Annotated in this window: 14 protein-coding genes; 2 read left to right on the top strand and 12 right to left on the bottom strand. The window is 66.3% G+C overall.

The features are described from left to right. Window positions 1-161 precede the first annotated feature (161 nt). From ntrX to dusB, 5 genes are all read right to left on the bottom strand, one after another. The gene (gene ntrX, locus AC1DVA_RS03320) at window positions 162-1,529 is read right to left on the bottom strand and encodes a nitrogen assimilation response regulator NtrX (protein ID WP_476804957.1); all 1,368 of its coding nucleotides are present in this window, start codon (window positions 1,527-1,529) and stop codon (window positions 162-164) included. Further along, window positions 1,526-3,784, bottom strand: coding sequence for a sensor histidine kinase NtrY-like (locus tag AC1DVA_RS03315; protein WP_476804956.1), 2,259 nt, complete (start codon window positions 3,782-3,784; stop codon window positions 1,526-1,528). The genes ntrX and AC1DVA_RS03315 overlap by 4 nt, the downstream gene beginning before the upstream one ends. 143 nt (window positions 3,785-3,927) lie before the next feature. Beyond that, a complete protein-coding gene (ntrC, locus tag AC1DVA_RS03310) occupies window positions 3,928-5,379 on the bottom strand; it encodes a nitrogen regulation protein NR(I) (protein WP_265053450.1) in 1,452 nt (483 codons plus the stop codon). Between the two features lie 8 nt (window positions 5,380-5,387). Further along, the gene (locus AC1DVA_RS03305) at window positions 5,388-6,527 is read right to left on the bottom strand and encodes a two-component system sensor histidine kinase NtrB (protein ID WP_476805035.1); all 1,140 of its coding nucleotides are present in this window, start codon (window positions 6,525-6,527) and stop codon (window positions 5,388-5,390) included. Window positions 6,528-6,554: 27 nt separating this feature from the next. Next, complete coding sequence (gene dusB, locus AC1DVA_RS03300; RefSeq protein ID WP_476804955.1) at window positions 6,555-7,583, bottom strand: tRNA dihydrouridine synthase DusB; 1,029 nt, start codon at window positions 7,581-7,583, stop codon at window positions 6,555-6,557. A gap of 107 nt (window positions 7,584-7,690) precedes the next feature. Here dusB and AC1DVA_RS03295 point away from each other — a divergent pair, with 107 nt between their 5' ends. Together AC1DVA_RS03295 and AC1DVA_RS03290 are read left to right on the top strand one after the other, a co-directional pair. Continuing rightward, window positions 7,691-8,926, top strand: coding sequence for a bifunctional 2-C-methyl-D-erythritol 4-phosphate cytidylyltransferase/2-C-methyl-D-erythritol 2,4-cyclodiphosphate synthase (locus AC1DVA_RS03295; protein WP_476804954.1), 1,236 nt, complete (start codon window positions 7,691-7,693; stop codon window positions 8,924-8,926). Window positions 8,927-8,930: 4 nt separating this feature from the next. Further along, on the top strand, window positions 8,931-9,419 hold the full coding sequence (locus tag AC1DVA_RS03290; RefSeq protein ID WP_265053447.1) for a CinA family protein: 489 nt from the start codon (window positions 8,931-8,933) through the stop codon (window positions 9,417-9,419). Between the two features lie 260 nt (window positions 9,420-9,679). Here AC1DVA_RS03290 and AC1DVA_RS03285 read toward each other — a convergent pair whose 3' ends face one another. The 7 genes from AC1DVA_RS03285 to AC1DVA_RS03255 all read right to left on the bottom strand — a co-directional run bounded on the left by AC1DVA_RS03285 (window position 9,680) and on the right by AC1DVA_RS03255 (window position 16,404). Next, window positions 9,680-10,156 (bottom strand): type II toxin-antitoxin system RatA family toxin, encoded by a 477-nt coding sequence (locus tag AC1DVA_RS03285; protein ID WP_476804953.1) that lies wholly within the window; start codon window positions 10,154-10,156, stop codon window positions 9,680-9,682. A 12-nt stretch (window positions 10,157-10,168) separates the two neighbouring features. Further along, a complete protein-coding gene (gene lipA, locus AC1DVA_RS03280) occupies window positions 10,169-11,176 on the bottom strand; it encodes a lipoyl synthase (RefSeq protein WP_265053445.1) in 1,008 nt (335 codons plus the stop codon). Between the two features lie 101 nt (window positions 11,177-11,277). Next, on the bottom strand, window positions 11,278-11,556 hold the full coding sequence (locus AC1DVA_RS03275; RefSeq protein WP_476804952.1) for a GlsB/YeaQ/YmgE family stress response membrane protein: 279 nt from the start codon (window positions 11,554-11,556) through the stop codon (window positions 11,278-11,280). A gap of 65 nt (window positions 11,557-11,621) precedes the next feature. Further along, a complete protein-coding gene (locus tag AC1DVA_RS03270; protein WP_476804951.1) occupies window positions 11,622-12,014 on the bottom strand; it encodes a GlsB/YeaQ/YmgE family stress response membrane protein in 393 nt (130 codons plus the stop codon). A 153-nt stretch (window positions 12,015-12,167) separates the two neighbouring features. Continuing rightward, window positions 12,168-13,607, bottom strand: a complete 1,440-nt coding sequence (gene lpdA, locus AC1DVA_RS03265) for a dihydrolipoyl dehydrogenase (RefSeq protein WP_476804950.1) — start codon at window positions 13,605-13,607, stop codon at window positions 12,168-12,170. A gap of 17 nt (window positions 13,608-13,624) precedes the next feature. After that, window positions 13,625-14,980, bottom strand: a complete 1,356-nt coding sequence (locus tag AC1DVA_RS03260; RefSeq protein WP_265053442.1) for a pyruvate dehydrogenase complex dihydrolipoamide acetyltransferase — start codon at window positions 14,978-14,980, stop codon at window positions 13,625-13,627. A 14-nt stretch (window positions 14,981-14,994) separates the two neighbouring features. Continuing rightward, complete coding sequence (locus AC1DVA_RS03255; RefSeq protein WP_265053441.1) at window positions 14,995-16,404, bottom strand: pyruvate dehydrogenase complex E1 component subunit beta; 1,410 nt, start codon at window positions 16,402-16,404, stop codon at window positions 14,995-14,997. Between the last annotated feature and the right edge of the window lie 27 nt (window positions 16,405-16,431).

The raw sequence follows: 16,431 nt of genomic DNA, 5'->3' as shown, positions 1-16,431 counted from the left end.
CGATCCAGTTCGTTCCGTTCGTGCCGGCGGCGCATTCCACCAACCTCGGAACACCGATGCTCCATTAGATCGTCGAGTTCGCGTGCAACGCAAGTGCAGCAATGCCGCGTTTTTTCGCAGGTGCGTCTGCGTGGCGTGCAGATGCACCCTGGGAGAATGGCTCAGCCGACGCCGAGGGATTTGAGCTTCCGGTGCAGCGCCGAGCGCTCCATGCCGATGAACTCGGCCGTCCGCGAGATGTTGCCGGAGAACCGGGCGATCTGCGCGATGAGGTATTCGCGTTCGAAGATCTCGCGCGCGTCGCGCAGCGGCAGGCTCATCAGCCTCTCGCCGCCAGAGCCGGAAGGCGTCGTCGGCACCATCGCGCCGACCTCGGCCGGCAGCATCTCGACCGTCACCTCCGAGTTGGGGTCGCCCTTGGTCAGGATCATCAGCCGCTCGACGTTGTTGCGCAGCTCACGGACGTTGCCCGGCCATTCATGCGATTGCAACACGGCCATCGCGTCCGAGCCGATCCGGCGCTTGGGCAGGCCGCTGGCGATGGAGATCTGGTCCATGAAGAACTCGATCAGCTCCGGCACGTCCTCGCGCCGCTCCGAGAGCGGCGGCACCCGGATCGGCACGACGCTGAGGCGGTGATAGAGGTCCTCGCGGAAGTGCCCGTCGCTTATGAGCTGCGCCAGGTCACGGCTCGACGAGGAGATGATGCGGACGTCGACATGGACCCGCGTCGCGCCGCCGACACGCTGGAAGTTCTGGTCGACCAGCACGCGCAAGATGCGGTTCTGCGTCTCGCGCGGCATGTCGCCGATTTCGTCGATATAGAGCGAGCCGCCATGCGCTTCCTCGAGCGCGCCGATCCGGCGCGAACGGCCATCGCCGCCCTCGACGCCGAAAAGCTCCTCCTCCATCGTCTCGGGGGTGATCGTCGCCGCGTTGATGACGACGAAGGGCCCGCTCGTGCGCGTCGAAGCCTCGTGCAGCGTCCGCGCCGTCAGTTCCTTGCCGCAGCCCGGCTCGCCGGTGATGAGGACGCGGGCATTGGTCGGCGCGACGCGCTCTATCGTCTGGCGAAGCTGGTTCACCACTGTCGTGCGCCCGACGATGCGGTTGGCCTGAACAGAGCGGGTCTTGWGGTCCCTCACCTCGCGGCGCAGCCGCGACGCTTCGAGCGCCCGCTCGGCGACGAGAACGAGCCGGTCGGCCTTGAACGGCTTTTCGATGAAGTCGTAGGCGCCGCTCTTGATCGCGGAGACGGCGGTCTCGATGTTGCCGTGGCCGGAGATCATCACCACGGCGAGATCCGGGTGGCCCTCCTTGATCAGCTCCAGCACCTGCAGGCCGTCGAGGCGGCTGCCCTGCAGCCAGATGTCCAGAAAGACGAGATTCGGCCGGCGCGCCGCGATCGCGGCGAGCGCCTCGTCGGCGGAGCCCGCCTTGCGGGTGCGGTAGCCTTCATCCTCGAGAAGGCCGGCGACCAGATCGCGGATATCGACTTCGTCGTCCACTACCAGGATGTCAGCGCTCATAAGCGTATCCCATCATTCGAATCAGGAGCGACCGGGCCGGAGCCCGGCTGGGCGGCCTCATCGCCGCCATCGGCCTCGCAAGGGCCCGTTTCAGGGAACCAGAGGCGAATGCGGGCGCCCCTCGTTCCGCTGGAGGCATCCGGACGGTCGAGCAGTTCGATGCCGCCGCCATGGTCCTCCAGAATCTTGCCGACGATGGCGAGGCCGAGACCGGTCCCGCCCTCGCGCGTCGTCATGTAGGGCTCCAGCAGCTTCTGACGCTGGTCGGCGGGCAGCCCCTTGCCGTTGTCGATGACCTCGATGACGATCCGCCCGTCATCGCGCCGTTCCAACCGGACATCGATATGCCCCCGGCCGCGTTCCTCGGCCGGCACGGCTTCGATCGCTTCCGTCGCGTTCTTGATGACGTTGGTCAGGGCCTGCGAGAGCAGGCGGCGGTCGAACTGCGCCGGAACCGCCTCTGCCGGCAGGCTTTCCTCGATCGTCATTTCCGGATTGCCGACCCGCCAGAGGAAGACGATCTGCCTGACGGTTTCGACGATGTCCTCGCGCGTCAACGAGGGTTTGGGCATGCGGGCGAAGGAGGAGAATTCGTCGACCATGCGCCGGATATCCTCGACCTGGCGCACGATCGTGTCGGTGCACTGGTCGAACACGTCCTTGCCCTCGGTGATGACGCGGCCGAACCGGCGCTTGATGCGCTCGGCCGAGAGCTGGATCGGCGTCAGCGGGTTCTTGATCTCATGGGCGATGCGCCGGGCGACGTCGGCCCAGGCGGCCGTGCGCTGCGCGGAGACCAGATCGGTGATGTCGTCGAGCGTGACGACGAGCCCAGCGCCGCTCCCCTCGCCTTCGCGGGCGGCGCGAATGTTGACCATGCGGTCCTGGCCGCCGCGCGTGAGCGTAGCTTGCCCGGAAATCTGCCGCTGCCGACCCTGGAGCGCCTCGGCAACGAAGGACGCCACTTCCGGAGCGATCTCCGCGATCGGCTTGCCGAGCAGGCGGCCGCCGGTGCCGAGCAAGGTCTCGGCCGAGCGGTTGATCGTCGTGACATGGCCATCGCCGTCGAGGCTGAGCACGCCTGACGAGACGCCGGACAGCACCGTCTCGGTGAAGCGCCGTCGCTTGTCGATGACCTCGCTCGCCGTCACCAGGCTGTCGCGCTGGCGACGGAGCTCCGCCGTCATCTTGTTGAAGGTCTCGCCGAGATGGGCGAGATCGCCCTCGGATCTTCGGATCGGGACCTGGACGTAGAAATTGCCGCTGGAGACCTGATCGGTCGCGTGAATCATTCGTCGGATCGGAGCGACGAGGCCGTTGGCGAAGCTCAGGCCCAGCCAGATCGCCGAGAGCAGCAGGATCAGTGCTATCAGGCCGTACATCGAGGCGAAGGCGACCTGGACACCCTTGCGGCGGGCGTCGATCGACAGATACTCGACGGCCGCGCCACGAGCGACGGCCGGAAACTCCACGGCCAGCGGATCGACCTCGCGCGCGATGTGCAGGAAGCTGTTCTCGTAGGCCGGCAGCTTCATCACCGCACCGAAGACCCGCCCAGCGCGAGGTATCACGCAGATCGGCTCCGGCGCCGACTGGGCATCGTCGAAGGCGGCCTGATCGGGTTTGGGCGCATCGCGCAGCACGTCGATACTCGCGCGTACGATCACTTTGTCCGGCGGCTGCATGATCGCGGCGACGGGGACGCCGAGCGCGGTGGCGCGTGACGTCAGAAACGTCTCGAACCACTTGCGGTCGACATCGAAGGCGGGCTTGGCGCGCGTCAGATCATCGGCGAGCACGCGGATTTCGCGGCCCAGCGAGCGGCACTGGCTGGCAGCGTAGGCGTCGGCGACCTCGACCGATTTGAAGATCGCGTCGCGCATCCGGTCCGAGAACCAGGGCTCCAGGCCGCGCTCGATGGTGAAGGTCGCGATAATGGCGACGAGGACGGCCGGGAGCGCGGCGATGATGCTGAACAGGCCGACGATCCGCACATGCAGCCCGGCGGCCGCGGCCCCTGCCTTTCGCGCGCGGATCAGGACAGCCGCTTCGAAGGCGACGATCACCATCAACGCCAGAATCAACAGCGCATTGAGAACGAAGACCGCGATGACGACTTCGTGGACCGGCGCGATCGGCGTGGCGCCCGAGAGGACGAGGAAGGTGAGCAACGCCGAGACCAGCGCCAGCAGGACGACGATCCCGCCGATCCAGCCGGAAACGCGGCGGGATTTCTCCTCACCGCGCGGCATCATTCTGGCTTCAGTTACGGAAGCGGACACGTGTTCTGACAACTCCGATGCGGCGCTGCCGAAACATGGCATCGCCTACGGGCGCAACTGATGCGCCGCCGCAACGGTGTTGTCAAAATATGACATGGGCAAGGCGGGGCCGCGGCTCAGCGCGGCGAGCGGACCACCTGCATGTCGAGCTCCCGAATCTTCTTGCGGAGCGTATTGCGGTTGAGGCCCAGCAGTTCGGCCGCCCTGATCTGATTGCCGCGGGTCGCGGCCAGCGCGGCGGCGATCAGCGGTGGCTCGATCTCGCGGAGAATGCGGTGATAAAGGCCGGGCGGCGGGATATTGTCACCGAAGCCGCCGAAATACTGGCCGAGATGGCGCTCGACCGAACCTGACAGCGTCTCGGCGCGCTCGGGAGCGGCCGGACTTCCGGCGTAGCCCGATCCGGAGGCGGCCGGCTGCAACTCGGCCTCGACGATCGGGGCGGTGATCGTCTCCTGAGGATAAAGCGCTGCCAGGCGGCGAACCAGGTTCTCCAACTCGCGGACGTTGCCCGGCCAGCGATAGCGCCGCATCACGTCCATCGCTTCCGAATCGACCTGCTTGCGCGGCAGCCCCTCCTTCTCGACGAGCGAGAAAAAGTGGCGAACCAGATCCGGAATGTCCTCCACCCGCTCGCGCAGCGGCGGCAGGCGGATCGGCACGACGTTGAGCCGGAAGAACAGATCCTCGCGGAACAGGCCCTGCGCGATCGAGATCCGCAGATCCTTGTTGGTCGCGGCGATGATGCGGACATTGGTCTTGATCGGCGTACGCCCGCCGACGGTCGTGTACTCGCCCTGCTGGAGAACACGCAGCAGCCGGGTCTGCGCCTCCATCGGCATGTCGCCGATCTCGTCGAGGAAGAGCGTGCCGCCCTCCGCCTGCTCGAAGCGGCCGGAAGAGCGCGTCAGGGCGCCGGTGAAGGCACCCTTCTCATGGCCGAACAGCTCCGATTCGATCAGGTCCTTCGGGATCGCGGCCATGTTGATCGCGACGAAGGGGCCGTTCTTGCGCTTGCCGTAGTCGTGGAGCGCCCGAGCCACAAGCTCCTTGCCGGTGCCCGACTCGCCGTTGATCATCACGGTCAGATCGATCGGCATCAGCCGGGCCAGCGCGCGATAGACATCCTGCATCGCCGGCGAGCGGCCGATCAGCGGAATGTCCTCGGGCTCGGCGGCGTGGCTGCGGGCAGCCTCGCCGCGTGGACGCGACAAGGCGCGGCCGACGATGGCGACGAGCTCCTTCAGATCGAAAGGCTTCGGCAGATATTCGTAGGCGCCGCGCTCGGAAGCCTTGATCGCGGTCATGAAGGTGTTCTGCGCGCTCATGACGATGATCGGCAGCTCGGGCCGCACGCGCTTGATGCGCGGCAGCAGGTCGAAGGCATTGCCGTCCGGCATCACGACATCGGTGATGATCAGGTCGCCCAGCCCTTGGGCGGCCCAGGTCCACAATGTCGCCGCCTGCCCGGTTGTGCGGACTTCATAGCCGGCCCTGGCGAGCGCCTGATTCAGGACGGTGCGGATCGCGGCGTCGTCGTCGGCGACGAGGATGTTCCCGGTCGGCATGTGTTCGATTAGGCCTTGCGTTGACTGCCGTGACCCAGCTGGTGCAGCGGCAGAAGGATCCTGAATTGCGTACGACGAGGGACGGACTCGCATTCGACGATTCCGCCGTGATCGCCGATCACCTTGGCAACGAGTGCAAGTCCAAGGCCACTTCCCTGTGCCTTGGTGGTCACGAAGGGATCGAACAGGTGCTGGACGAGGTCCGGCGGCACGCCGGAACCGTTGTCGCGGATGACGATTTCGAGCGGCAGCGCGATCCGTTCGGTCGATCCCGGAACCTGCATGCGAATGCCCGGGCGATAAGCCGTCGTCAGCGTGATCTCGCCGTCGATCGCATATTCGCCAATGGCTTCGGCGGCATTCTTCACCAGATTGAGCAGAACCTGGACGAGTTGGTCGCGATTGCCGGCTACCGGCGGCAGCGACGGATCATAGACCTCCGAGAAGCGGATGTGCCGGGCGAAGCCCGATTGCGCCAGGCGCTTCACGTGATCGAGCACGTCGTGGACGTTGACGGGGTCGCGCTCGCTGGGGCGCTCGTCGCCGAAGAGCTCGACGCGTTCGACCAGCTTCACGATGCGATCGGTCTCGTCGCAGATGAGCTGGGTCAGCATCCGGTCCGAATCCGAGATCGAGCCTTCGAGCAGCTGGGCCGCCCCTCGAATGCCCGAGAGCGGGTTCTTGATCTCATGGGCCAACATAGCGCCGAGCGCCGTGATCGAGCGGGCTGCTCCTCTATGCGTCAATTGCCTGTCCATTTTTTCGGCAATTGTCCGTTCTTGCAGCATCACTACGACCGCATCGGCCTGGCTGGGCAAGGGAGAGGCAAAAACATCGACGATGCGATCAATACCGAGGCGTGGCGAGCCGAGGTCGAGGCGGTACTCGCTGACGCTGGCGCCGCGGCGCTGCACATCCTCGATCAGCCCCAGCACGGGAGAGCCGAAGGCGATGAGATCGTCGATGCGTTGTCGCTTCAGGACGGCCGCGCTCGACTGGAAGAAATCCTCGGCCGCCGTGTTCGCGTAAATCACGATATGGCCTTCGCCGATCACCAGGACCGGCATGGGCAGAACATTCAGCGCCTGAACCTCGATGGGATCGAGGAGGTAGGTGCTCATGCTCCCGAGCCCCTTGTCGGCAAACATCGCCGTCATCGGCTCTTCCTTTCCATCTCAGGCCGCTTCGCGGCTGCGTTCGGTCGAAAACAACCCCGTCAGCGCCCCGAGGACCTGACGAGGATCTTCCGAGGTGAGCAGCGTGCGCCGCCGCTCGGGATCGGGCGCGCAGCCCTCGGCCATCGCCTCGTCGGCATAGGCGGCGAGGTGCTTGCGGGCATGGCGCACGCCATGGGCCGGTCCCATCAAGGCCAGCAGGCCCTCATAGTGCTCGCACGCCACGGCGAGCTTCTCCGCCAATGAGAGGGGTGCGAGCGTGCGATCATCGAGTGCGGCGCCGATCTCACCGACCAGCCAGGGCCGGCCGAGTGCCGCTCGCCCGATCATCACGAAATCGGCGCCCGATTGCGCCAGGCAGGCTTTGGCATCGGCCGCGTCGTGAATATCGCCATTGGCCACCAGCGGAAAATCTCCCGCCGCGCGGACTGCTTCGATCGCCCGCCAATCCGCCTTGCCCTTGTAGAACTGCTGGCGGGTCCGGCCGTGGACCGTGATCATCCGCGCGCCGGCAACGACGGCGCGGCGCGCGAGTTCCGGCGCGTTGCGTGACGCATCGTCCCAGCCCAGCCGCATCTTCACCGTCACCGGCACCTTCACGGCCGAGACCGCCGCCTCGACCAGCGTCACCGCGTGATCGAGGTCGCGCATCAGCGCCGAACCGGCCCAGCCGCCCGTCACCTTCTTCGCCGGGCAGCCCATGTTGATGTCGACGATATCAGCGCCATTGGCCTCGGCGAGCCGGGCCGCCTCGCCCAGCCAATGCGGATCGCAGCCGGCAAGCTGGACGACATGCGGCGAGACACCTGCGCCCTCGGCGCGGATGCGCGCTTCCTCGCTGCCGCGCACGAATTCGTCCGACGCCACCATTTCCGAAACCACGATCCCGGCGTGGCGGCGTGCGGCGAGCCGGCGCATGACGATGTCGGTCACGCCGGACATCGGCGCCAGGAAGGCGCGGGATTCAATGGGAATTCCAGCGATGTTCAAACTGTTCAGCCTGCTTTTGAGGCAATCGAGATTATGCATATTTATTGGACAATGCTGCAGGAGCGCAAGTGCTTACAGCTTAATGGTGCAATGCAGCGAAAATACACCCCCTGCCCTCAGCCGTTGGAATTGGCTATGGCTGCCGCATGAACAGCCACTACGCCGAACCTCGCTCCTTGCCAGAGCCCGCTCACTCGCCCGCTCCGGTGGCCGCTTTGCTCGTCGCGGCCGGACGCGGGCTGCGCGCGGGTAGAGGCGCGCCGAAGCAATATCGGCTCGTCGATGGCCATCCTGTCCTGGCCCGCGCCCTTGCCCCGTTCCTGGCCGAGCCGGCGATCAGCCGCGTGGTGGTGGTGATCGGAGAAGGTGACGACGTGCTCTATGCCGATGCCGTCGCAGGTATCGACGACGCCCGGCTCGCGGCGCCGACCCCGGGCGGCACGACACGGCAGGATTCGGTTCGGCGCGGATTACGCGCGCTCGCACGCGACGGCTTCGACGGCATCGTGCTGGTCCATGACGCCGCCCGCCCCTTTGTCTCTCTGGCGCTGATCGGCGCGGCGATTAGAAAGCTGGGTGACGTGGGCATGGCCGCCATTCCGGCGCTGCCGGTGACGGACACGGTCAAGCGCACGGACGACAGCGGCCATGTCGCCGAGACCCCGCCGCGCGATCAGCTCGTCACCGTCCAGACGCCACAAGCTTTTCGCTTCAAGCCTCTCCTGGAAGCGCATGAGGCGGCGGAGGCGGCCGCGCTGCATGGCTTCACCGATGATGCGGCCCTGATGGAATGGGCCGGCCACCCCGTAGCGACCTTCACGGGTGATCCAGCCAACATCAAGCTGACCCATGCCGAGGATTTCCGCCGCGCCAATGCCCGGCCAGGCGAGGTTCTGGTGACCCGGGTCGGCACCGGCTACGACGTTCATGCCTTCGGCCCCGGCGACCATGTCTGGCTGGGCGGCGTCAGGATCGCCCATGACCAGGGTGTCGTCGCTCATTCCGATGGCGACGTGGCGCTTCATGCCTTGACCGACGCCTTGCTCGGCGCGCTCGCCGATGGCGATATCGGCACGCATTTCCCGCCGAGCGATCCGCAATGGCGCGGCGCGGCGTCCGCGCAGTTCCTCGCCTTCGCGGCGAGCCGCGTGCGCGAGCGCGGCGGGCGCATCGACCATCTCGACCTCACGATCGTTTGCGAGGCCCCCAAGGTCGGGCCGCACCGCGATGCCATCCGCGTGGCAATCGCAACTGCGGCCGGCATCCCGGTGGAGAAGGTCGCGATCAAGGCCACGACGTCGGAGCGCATGGGCTTTACCGGCCGGCGCGAGGGGCTTGCGGCGCTGGCGACGGCGACCATTCGATTGCCCGAAGCGGAGTAGCGCGATGTTCGACGCCGAGATCACCACGCTGTCGGAAGCCGTGCTGGCAATGTGCCGCGAAGCGCGGCTCAGGATCGGAACCATCGAGTCCTGCACCGGAGGTCTTGTCGCGGGGGCGCTCACCGCGATTCCCGGCTCTTCCGATGTCGTGAATGGCGGATTGGTCACCTATTCCAATGCGGCCAAGGCGGCACTCGCCAACGTGGCGGCCGAACTCATCGACGCCCATGGCGCCGTCAGTGAACCCGTGGCACGCGCAATGGCGGAAGGCGGGCGAGCCAGGCTCTCGGCCGATCTCGCGGTGGCCATCACCGGCGTGGCGGGCCCGGGCGGCGGGACAGCACGCAAGCCGGTCGGCCTCGTCCATTTCGCTTGCGCCTCCGCAACCGGCACCGCGCATCGCGAGATGCGGTTCGGCAACCTGTCGCGCGACGACATCCGGCGGCTTTCCGTGGTCGTCGCGCTCGAAATGCTGCGAAACGCCGCAGCTTGATCGCATTCAGCGGGAGAGCCGACACCAGATCGCGCTGACGATGTCGGCATCGTCACCACGCCATGGGGCGTGTAGTGACACGCTGTCATTCCGGGGCATCGCGTCAGCGATGAGCCCGGAACCCAGAACCGATGCGCTCGATCGTGAAAACTGCGGGGAAGAGACCGCTTCATGACGGACGGCATCGGTTCTGGGTTCCGGGCTCGGCCTTTCAGGCCGCCCCGGAATGACAGCGCGCTTCCGTCTCAAGACAGCAGGCTCTAAAGCCCTGTCACCGCTTTCGCGTCGGTTCGGCCATAGACGAGATCGGCGCGCTTCTCGAAGGCTTCCGAGAATTTGCGGAAGGCCTTGTCGAACATCGCGCCCATCAGGATGCCGAGCATGCGGCTGGCGAATTCGTAGGAAATGAAGAAGCCGACCTCGCAGCCGGCGCCATGCGGCTTGAAGGCCCAGCGGTTCTCCAGATGGCGGAATGGCCCATCGACATATTCGACGAGGATCTTGAGGTTCGCCGGATCGAGCGTGACGCGGCTGGTGAAGGTCTCGCGGATCGCCTTGTAGCCGACGCTCATATCGGCCAGCAGCACCTCGCCGCCGCCTTCGCGCGGCGTACGGCGCCTTACGGTCAGCCCTTCGCAGAGCGGCAGGAACTGGGGGTATTTTTCGACATCGGCGACGAGCGCGAACATCTGCTCGGGCGAATGCCTCACCCGGCGGGTGCTGTTGAACATCGGCATTGAGCGGCGCCGCTACTGGCCCAGCCGCGCTGCGCGGGCCGCGCGCAGCCGCGCAAAATCCTCGCCGGCATGGTGCGAGGAGCGGGTCAGCGGCGTCGAGGAGACCATCAGGAAGCCCTTCGCGAACGCGATGGTCTCGAAGCTCTTGAACTCGTCGGGCGTGACGAAGCGGATTACCGCATGGTGCTTGCGCGACGGCGCCAGATACTGGCCGATGGTCATGAAGTCCACCTCGGCCGAGCGCAGGTCGTCCATCAGCTGGAGAACCTCGTTCCGCTCCTCGCCGAGGCCGACCATGATGCCGGACTTGGTGAAGATGGTGGGGTCGAGCTCCTTCACCCGCTGCAGCAGCCGCAGCGAATGGAAATAACGCGCGCCCGGCCGCACCTTCAGGTACTTGCCCGGCACGGTTTCGAGGTTGTGGTTGAAGACGTCGGGCTTGGCCGCGACGACGACTTCGAGCGCGCCCGGCTTGCGCAGGAAGTCCGGCGTCAGGATCTCGATGGTTGTGCCGGGCGAGGCCTTGCGGATAGCGCGGATCACCTGGGCGAAATGCTCGGCGCCGCCGTCCTTGAGGTCGTCGCGGTCGACCGAGGTGATCACGACATGCTCGAGACCGAGCTTGGCGACCGCATCCGCGACCTTGCGCGGCTCCTCCAGATCGAGCGGCTGCGGCACGCCGGTCTTGACGTTGCAGAAGGCACAGGCGCGCGTGCAGGTATCGCCCATGATCATGAAGGTGGCGTGCTTCTTCTCCCAGCACTCGCCGATATTCGGGCAGCCGGCCTCCTCGCAGACCGTGACCAGCTTCTCGGCCTTCACGATGGCCTTGGTCTCTGCCCATTTGGGCGAGCCGGGAGCCTTCACGCGAATCCAGTCCGGCTTGCGCAGGACCGGGTTCTCCGGGCGCTTCTGCTTCTCCGGATGGCGCACCTCGGCCGCAAGCTGGCGTGTCTCGGCCTTCGGATTGCCGGCGTTGGGCCGGGGATCGCGGTTCAGCAGATCGAGTACAAGCGCCATATCGGGGTCCGGGCTTCGACAGCAGGAGCCGGCAGAACCGGCTCTCTCCTAGCTAATCTTCAAAGAGCGCTCCCGCAACTGCCGGGCTGCGCAGGGCGGCCTCAACCGCGGCGGCGGGCGGCATTCCAGATCACGATGACGATGATGGCGCCGGCGATGGCAGCCGTCAGCGTGCGCCAGAAGCCGAAGACCGGAATTTCCATGAGTTCCGCCACCTTGGCGCCCACGAAGGAGCCGGCGACGCCGACGAGCATGTTGGTGAAAAGGCCGTGGTCGGATGAGGTCAGGCGCTCGGCGATCCAGCCGGCCAGAAGGCCGATGAAGAGCGTCATGAAGAAGCCGTAGCCCGGCTGGGCCATGGTGGCGGCAAAGCTTTCCATAGAAGACATCCCCCTGGCCATGCGCAGATGCGCGCCTTCACCGTAACGATTGCAGCAGGTTCCGGCTAGGCGATGAAGCGGGCCAGCAGGATTACGAGGATCGCGCCGAGCACCGCCATGCCGGCATCGTCGAGGAAGCCGTAGCCGGTTCTCAGCCGCCAGCCGGTCAGCCGTGCGATACCCTGCCCCACCAGCATGCCGAGGATGCCCACGACCGCATGCCGGACCAGCCCGCCCCCGCCCACGATCAGGCTGGCGACGAAGCCGGTAACGGTGCCGAACGCGACGGTGGGGACGATGACGCGCCAGTCGAGCGCGAGGTCACGACGCGGCGGGAGAATCTCGACCTCCTCCTCGCGGACGACACGGTCGGGCTTGGGCGATTTGCGGGTGCGTGGCGGCATGGGCACAATATGAGACCGGGCGCGCCGCCCGCCAAGCTCCAGCGACTGGAACATAGGCCGTCATTCTCGGGCGGAGCGAAGCGCAGACCCGAGAATCTCTTGCGGAAGGAGGCTCAGCCGCCATCTCGTCACGAGATCCTCGGGGCAAGTCCCAGCATGACGCGCTATTGTCCAAGGCGACAGCCGCGCCCCGGGGAGAGCAGAGCCTCAGGCGTTCAGCACCTTGCCGTAGGCGTCCAGCACGCTCTCCTTCATCACTTCCGACAGGGTCGGATGCGGGAAGATGGTGTGCATCAGCTCTTCCTCGGTCGTCTCGAGGTTCATCGCGACGACGAAGCCCTGGATCAGCTCGGTGACTTCCGGGCCCACCAGATGCGCGCCAAGGAGCTTGCCGGTCTTGGCGTCGAAGATCGTCTTCGCCAGGCCTGAATCCTCGCCCAGCGCAACGGCCTTGCCGTTGGCGACGAAGTTGAAGCGCCCGACCTTGATCTCATGGCCGGCGGCCTTGGCCTTCGCCTCCGTCAGGCCGACGCTGGCGATCTGCGGGTGGCAATAGGTGCAGCCCGGGATCATCAGCTTGTCCATCGGGTGCGGGTGCAAACCCTTGATCGCCTCGACGCAGATCACTGCCTCGTGCTCGGCCTTGTGGGCCAGCATCGGCGGGCCGGCGACGTCGCCGATGGCGTAGATGCCCTTGACGTTGGTCCGGCAGACATCGTCGATGACGATGCAGCCGCGATCGGTCTTCACGCCGAGCGCTTCCAAACCGATGTTCTCGATATTGCCGACGACGCCGACGGCCGAGATCATGCGATCGGCAGTGATGGTCTGCTTGCCGCCCTTCTCGTCCTCGATATGGGCGGTGACGGAGTCGGCTGATTTCTCGACCATGGTGACCTTCGCGCCGGTCAGGATCTTCATGCCCTGCTTCTCGAAGGCCTTTCGTGCGAAGGCGCCGATCTCGGCATCCTCCACGGGAACGACCTGCGGCAGCACCTCGACCACCGTCACCTCGACGCCCATCGTGCGGTAGAAGGAGGCGAACTCGATGCCGATGGCGCCGGAGCCCATCACCAGCAGCGACTTCGGCATCTTGGCCGGGACCATCGACTCGAAATAGGTCCAGATCAGCTTGCCGTCGGGCTCGAGGCCGGGCAGCGCGCGCGGCCGGGCGCCGGTCGCGACGATGATGTGGTCGGCGGTGTAGGTGCCCTCGCCCTTGGCGCCCTTCGGCACCGGCCCTTGCGGCTGCATCGCCGGCTTCTTGGTCGGCGCGACGGCGATCGTGCCGGGCTTGGTCAGCTTGGCCTCGCCCCAGATCACATCGACCTTGTTCTTCTTCATCAGGAACTGGACGCCGTTGTTCATCCGCACGGCGATGCCGCGAGAGCGCTTCACGACGGCATCGAGATCGGCCTTGAACGAGCCTTCCAGCACCAGCCCGTAATCCTTGGCATGCTGGCCGTAATGCAGGATCTCAGCCGAGCGCAGCAGCGCCTTGGTCGGGATGCAGCCCCAGTTCGAGCAGATGCCGGCAAGATGCTCGCGCTCGACGATCGCGGTCTTGAAGCCGAGTTGCGCGGCGCGGATCGCGGCGATATAACCGCCGGGGCCGGAGCCGATGATGATGACGTCGTAGTCAGCCATGGTGTGTCTCCCGCCGCTCAGACCAGCATCGCCATGGGCTTTTCGATATAGCCCTTGAACGCCGCAAGAAGCTCTGCGCCGAGCGCGCCGTCGACCGCGCGGTGATCGGTCGAGAGCGTCACCGACATCACCGTCGCGACGGCGGGCTGGCCGCCCTTCACGACGACGCGCTGCTCGCCGGCTCCGACCGCGAGGATCGTCGCATGCGGCGGATTGACGATGGCCGCGAAGTCCTTGACGCCGAACATGCCGAGGTTCGAGACCGCCGTGGTGCCGCCCTGATACTCCTCGGGCTTCAGCTTGCGGGCTTTGGCCCGCGCCGCCATGTCCTTCATCTCGTTGGAGATCTGCGACAGCGTCTTGTGGCAGGCGTCGCGGATGATCGGCGTGATCAGGCCGCCGGGGATCGAGACCGCGACGCCGACATCGGCGTGCTTGTGCTTGAGCATGGTGTTGTCGGTCCAGGACACGTTCGCGTCCGGCACGGCCTTGAGCGCCAGAGCCAGCGCCTTGATGACCATGTCGTTGACCGAGAGCTTGTAGGCCGGCTTGCCGTCCTTCTCCGGCGCGGCGGCGTTGAGCTCGGCGCGCAGCTTCAGCAGCGCGTCCAGTTCGCAATCGACCGTGACGTAGAAATGCGGAACGGTCTGCTTGGCTTCGGTCAGGCGGCGCGCGATGGTCTTGCGCATGCCGTCATGCGGGATCTCCTCATAGGAGCCCGGCGCGAACAGCTTCTTGACCTGCTCGTCGGAGGGGCCGGCCGCAAGGGGCGCGGCAGCAGGCTTCTGGGCGGATGGCGCACTTGTCTGGGGGACAGGTGTGCTTGCAGCCTTAGCTCCGCCGCCCTTCTTTGCAGCCTCGACGTCCTTCTCGACGATGCGGCCATGCGGGCCGGAGCCGGCGATGGCGGCGAGGTCGAGCCCTGCGTCCTTGGCGATGCGGCGTGCCAGCGGCGAGGCGAAGGAGCGGCTGCCGTCGGATTTCGCCGGCGCGGATGCGGTGGGCGCGTCGGCCGCCTTGGCGGGAGCGGGTGCGGCCGAGGGGGCTTCAGCCTTCGCAGGCTCGGCCTTGGGGGCCTCCGCCTTCGGAGCGTCGCCCTTGGCGGGGGCCGAGACGCTCTTGGCGTCCTCGCCCTCGCCGGCGATCACGCCGATGATCTCATTGACGGCGACATCGGCCGTGCCCTCCGGCACCACGATCCTGGCGAGGATGCCCTCGTCGACCGCCTCGACCTCCATGGTGGCCTTGTCGGTCTCGATCTCGGCGATGATGTCGCCGGACTTGATCGTGTCGCCTTCCTTCTTCAGCCACTTGGCGAGATTGCCCTTCTCCATCGTGGGAGAGAGCGCGGGCATCAGGATGTTCGTCGGCATCGGTCAGCCCTCTCTCAGCGATAGCAGACGGCCTTGGCCGCCGCGACGACCTCGCCGATGTTCGGAAGCGCGAGCTTCTCGAGGTTCGCCGCGTAAGGCATCGGCACGTCCTTGCCGGTGACGCGGATGACGGGCGCGTCGAGATAGTCGAAGGCCGCCTCCATGATCTTCATGCCGATCTCGGCGGTGACGCCGGACTGCGGGAAGCCCTCCTCCACCGCGACGCAGCGATTGGTCTTCTGCACGGATGCGACGACCGTCTCGATATCCATCGGGCGGATGGTGCGGAGATCGATGACCTCGGCCTCGATGCCTTCCTTGGCCAGCGCCTCGGCGGCACCGAGCGCATAGGTCATGCCGATGCCGAAGGAGACGATGGTCACGTCCGTGCCGGAGCGCACCACCTTGGCCTTGCCGATCGGGATCAGGAAGTCGTCGCCCTTCGGCACGTCGAAGGACTTGCCGTACATGATCTCGTTTTCGAGGAAGATCACCGGGTTGGGGTCGCGGATCGCGCTCTTCAGCAGGCCCTTCGCGTCGGAGGCGCTGTAGGGCACTACGACCTTGAGACCGGGTACGTTCGAATACCAGGCGGCATAGTCGTGGCTGTGCTGGGCGCCGACGCGTGCCGCCGCGCCGTTCGGTCCGCGGAACACGATCGGTGCGCCCATCTGGCCGCCGGACATGTAGAGCGTCTTGGCGGCGGAGTTGATGATGTGGTCGATCGCCTGCATGGCGAAGTTGAAGGTCATGAACTCGACGATCGGCCTCAGACCGGACAACGCGGCGCCGACGCCGATGCCGGCGAAGCCATGCTCGGTGATCGGCGTATCGATGACGCGCTTAGCCCCGAACTCCTGCAGCAGGCCCTGGGTTACCTTGTAGGCGCCCTGATATTCCGCGACCTCCTCGCCCATCACGAAGACATCGCCGTCACGGCGCATCTCCTCGGCCATCGCGTCGCGCAGCGCCTCTCGGACCGTCTGGCTGACGATCTCGGCGCCTGCCGGGAATTCGGAAGAGGCATCATAGGCCTTGGCCTGGGCCGGCACCGTGTCGGGCTTGCTGGCCGCCGGCACATCCTCTGTCTTCGCCTCGGGCTTGGCTTCCGCCTTGGGCTCCGGCGCCTTCTCGGGAGCCGCGGCCTTGCCGCCGCCGCTCGCAGCCGCGCTGACATCTTCGCCCTCGGCCGCGATCACGCCGATCGGCGTGTTGACCGCGACGTTCTCGGTGCCGTCGGCGACGAGGATCTTGGCGAGGATGCCCTCATCGACCGCCTCGACCTCCATGGTCGCCTTGTCGGTCTCGATCTCGGCGATGATGTCACCGGACTTGACCTGATCGCCCTCTTTTTTCAGCCACTTGGCCAGTTTTCCTTCCTCCATGGTGGGGGAAAGGGCAGGCATGAGAATGTCGATCGGCATGAACGCACCCGGATTCTGAGACGCGGG

The organism is Allobosea sp. P4_C6 (assembly GCF_056402015.1).
The sequence above is the reverse complement of the archived record's forward strand: the minus strand, read 5'-3'. Positions and strand labels throughout refer to the sequence as shown.

Excerpts from the sequence above, each read along its gene's own strand:
- AC1DVA_RS03315 (WP_476804956.1), bottom strand. The coding sequence starts at position 3,784 with ATGATGCCGCGCGGTGAGGAGAAATCCCGCCGCGTTTCCGGCTGGATC.
- ntrC (WP_265053450.1), bottom strand. The coding sequence starts at position 5,379 with ATGCCGACCGGGAACATCCTCGTCGCCGACGACGACGCCGCGATCCGC.
- AC1DVA_RS03305 (WP_476805035.1), bottom strand. The coding sequence starts at position 6,527 with ATGTTTGCCGACAAGGGGCTCGGGAGCATGAGCACCTACCTCCTCGAT.
- dusB (WP_476804955.1), bottom strand. The coding sequence starts at position 7,583 with ATGCATAATCTCGATTGCCTCAAAAGCAGGCTGAACAGTTTGAACATC.
- AC1DVA_RS03295 (WP_476804954.1), top strand. The coding sequence starts at position 7,691 with ATGAACAGCCACTACGCCGAACCTCGCTCCTTGCCAGAGCCCGCTCAC.
- AC1DVA_RS03290 (WP_265053447.1), top strand. The coding sequence starts at position 8,931 with ATGTTCGACGCCGAGATCACCACGCTGTCGGAAGCCGTGCTGGCAATG.
- AC1DVA_RS03285 (WP_476804953.1), bottom strand. The coding sequence starts at position 10,156 with ATGCCGATGTTCAACAGCACCCGCCGGGTGAGGCATTCGCCCGAGCAG.
- lipA (WP_265053445.1), bottom strand. The coding sequence starts at position 11,176 with ATGGCGCTTGTACTCGATCTGCTGAACCGCGATCCCCGGCCCAACGCC.
- AC1DVA_RS03275 (WP_476804952.1), bottom strand. The coding sequence starts at position 11,556 with ATGGAAAGCTTTGCCGCCACCATGGCCCAGCCGGGCTACGGCTTCTTC.
- AC1DVA_RS03270 (WP_476804951.1), bottom strand. The coding sequence starts at position 12,014 with ATGTTCCAGTCGCTGGAGCTTGGCGGGCGGCGCGCCCGGTCTCATATT.
- lpdA (WP_476804950.1), bottom strand. The coding sequence starts at position 13,607 with ATGGCTGACTACGACGTCATCATCATCGGCTCCGGCCCCGGCGGTTAT.
- AC1DVA_RS03260 (WP_265053442.1), bottom strand. The coding sequence starts at position 14,980 with ATGCCGACGAACATCCTGATGCCCGCGCTCTCTCCCACGATGGAGAAG.
- AC1DVA_RS03255 (WP_265053441.1), bottom strand. The coding sequence starts at position 16,404 with ATGCCGATCGACATTCTCATGCCTGCCCTTTCCCCCACCATGGAGGAA.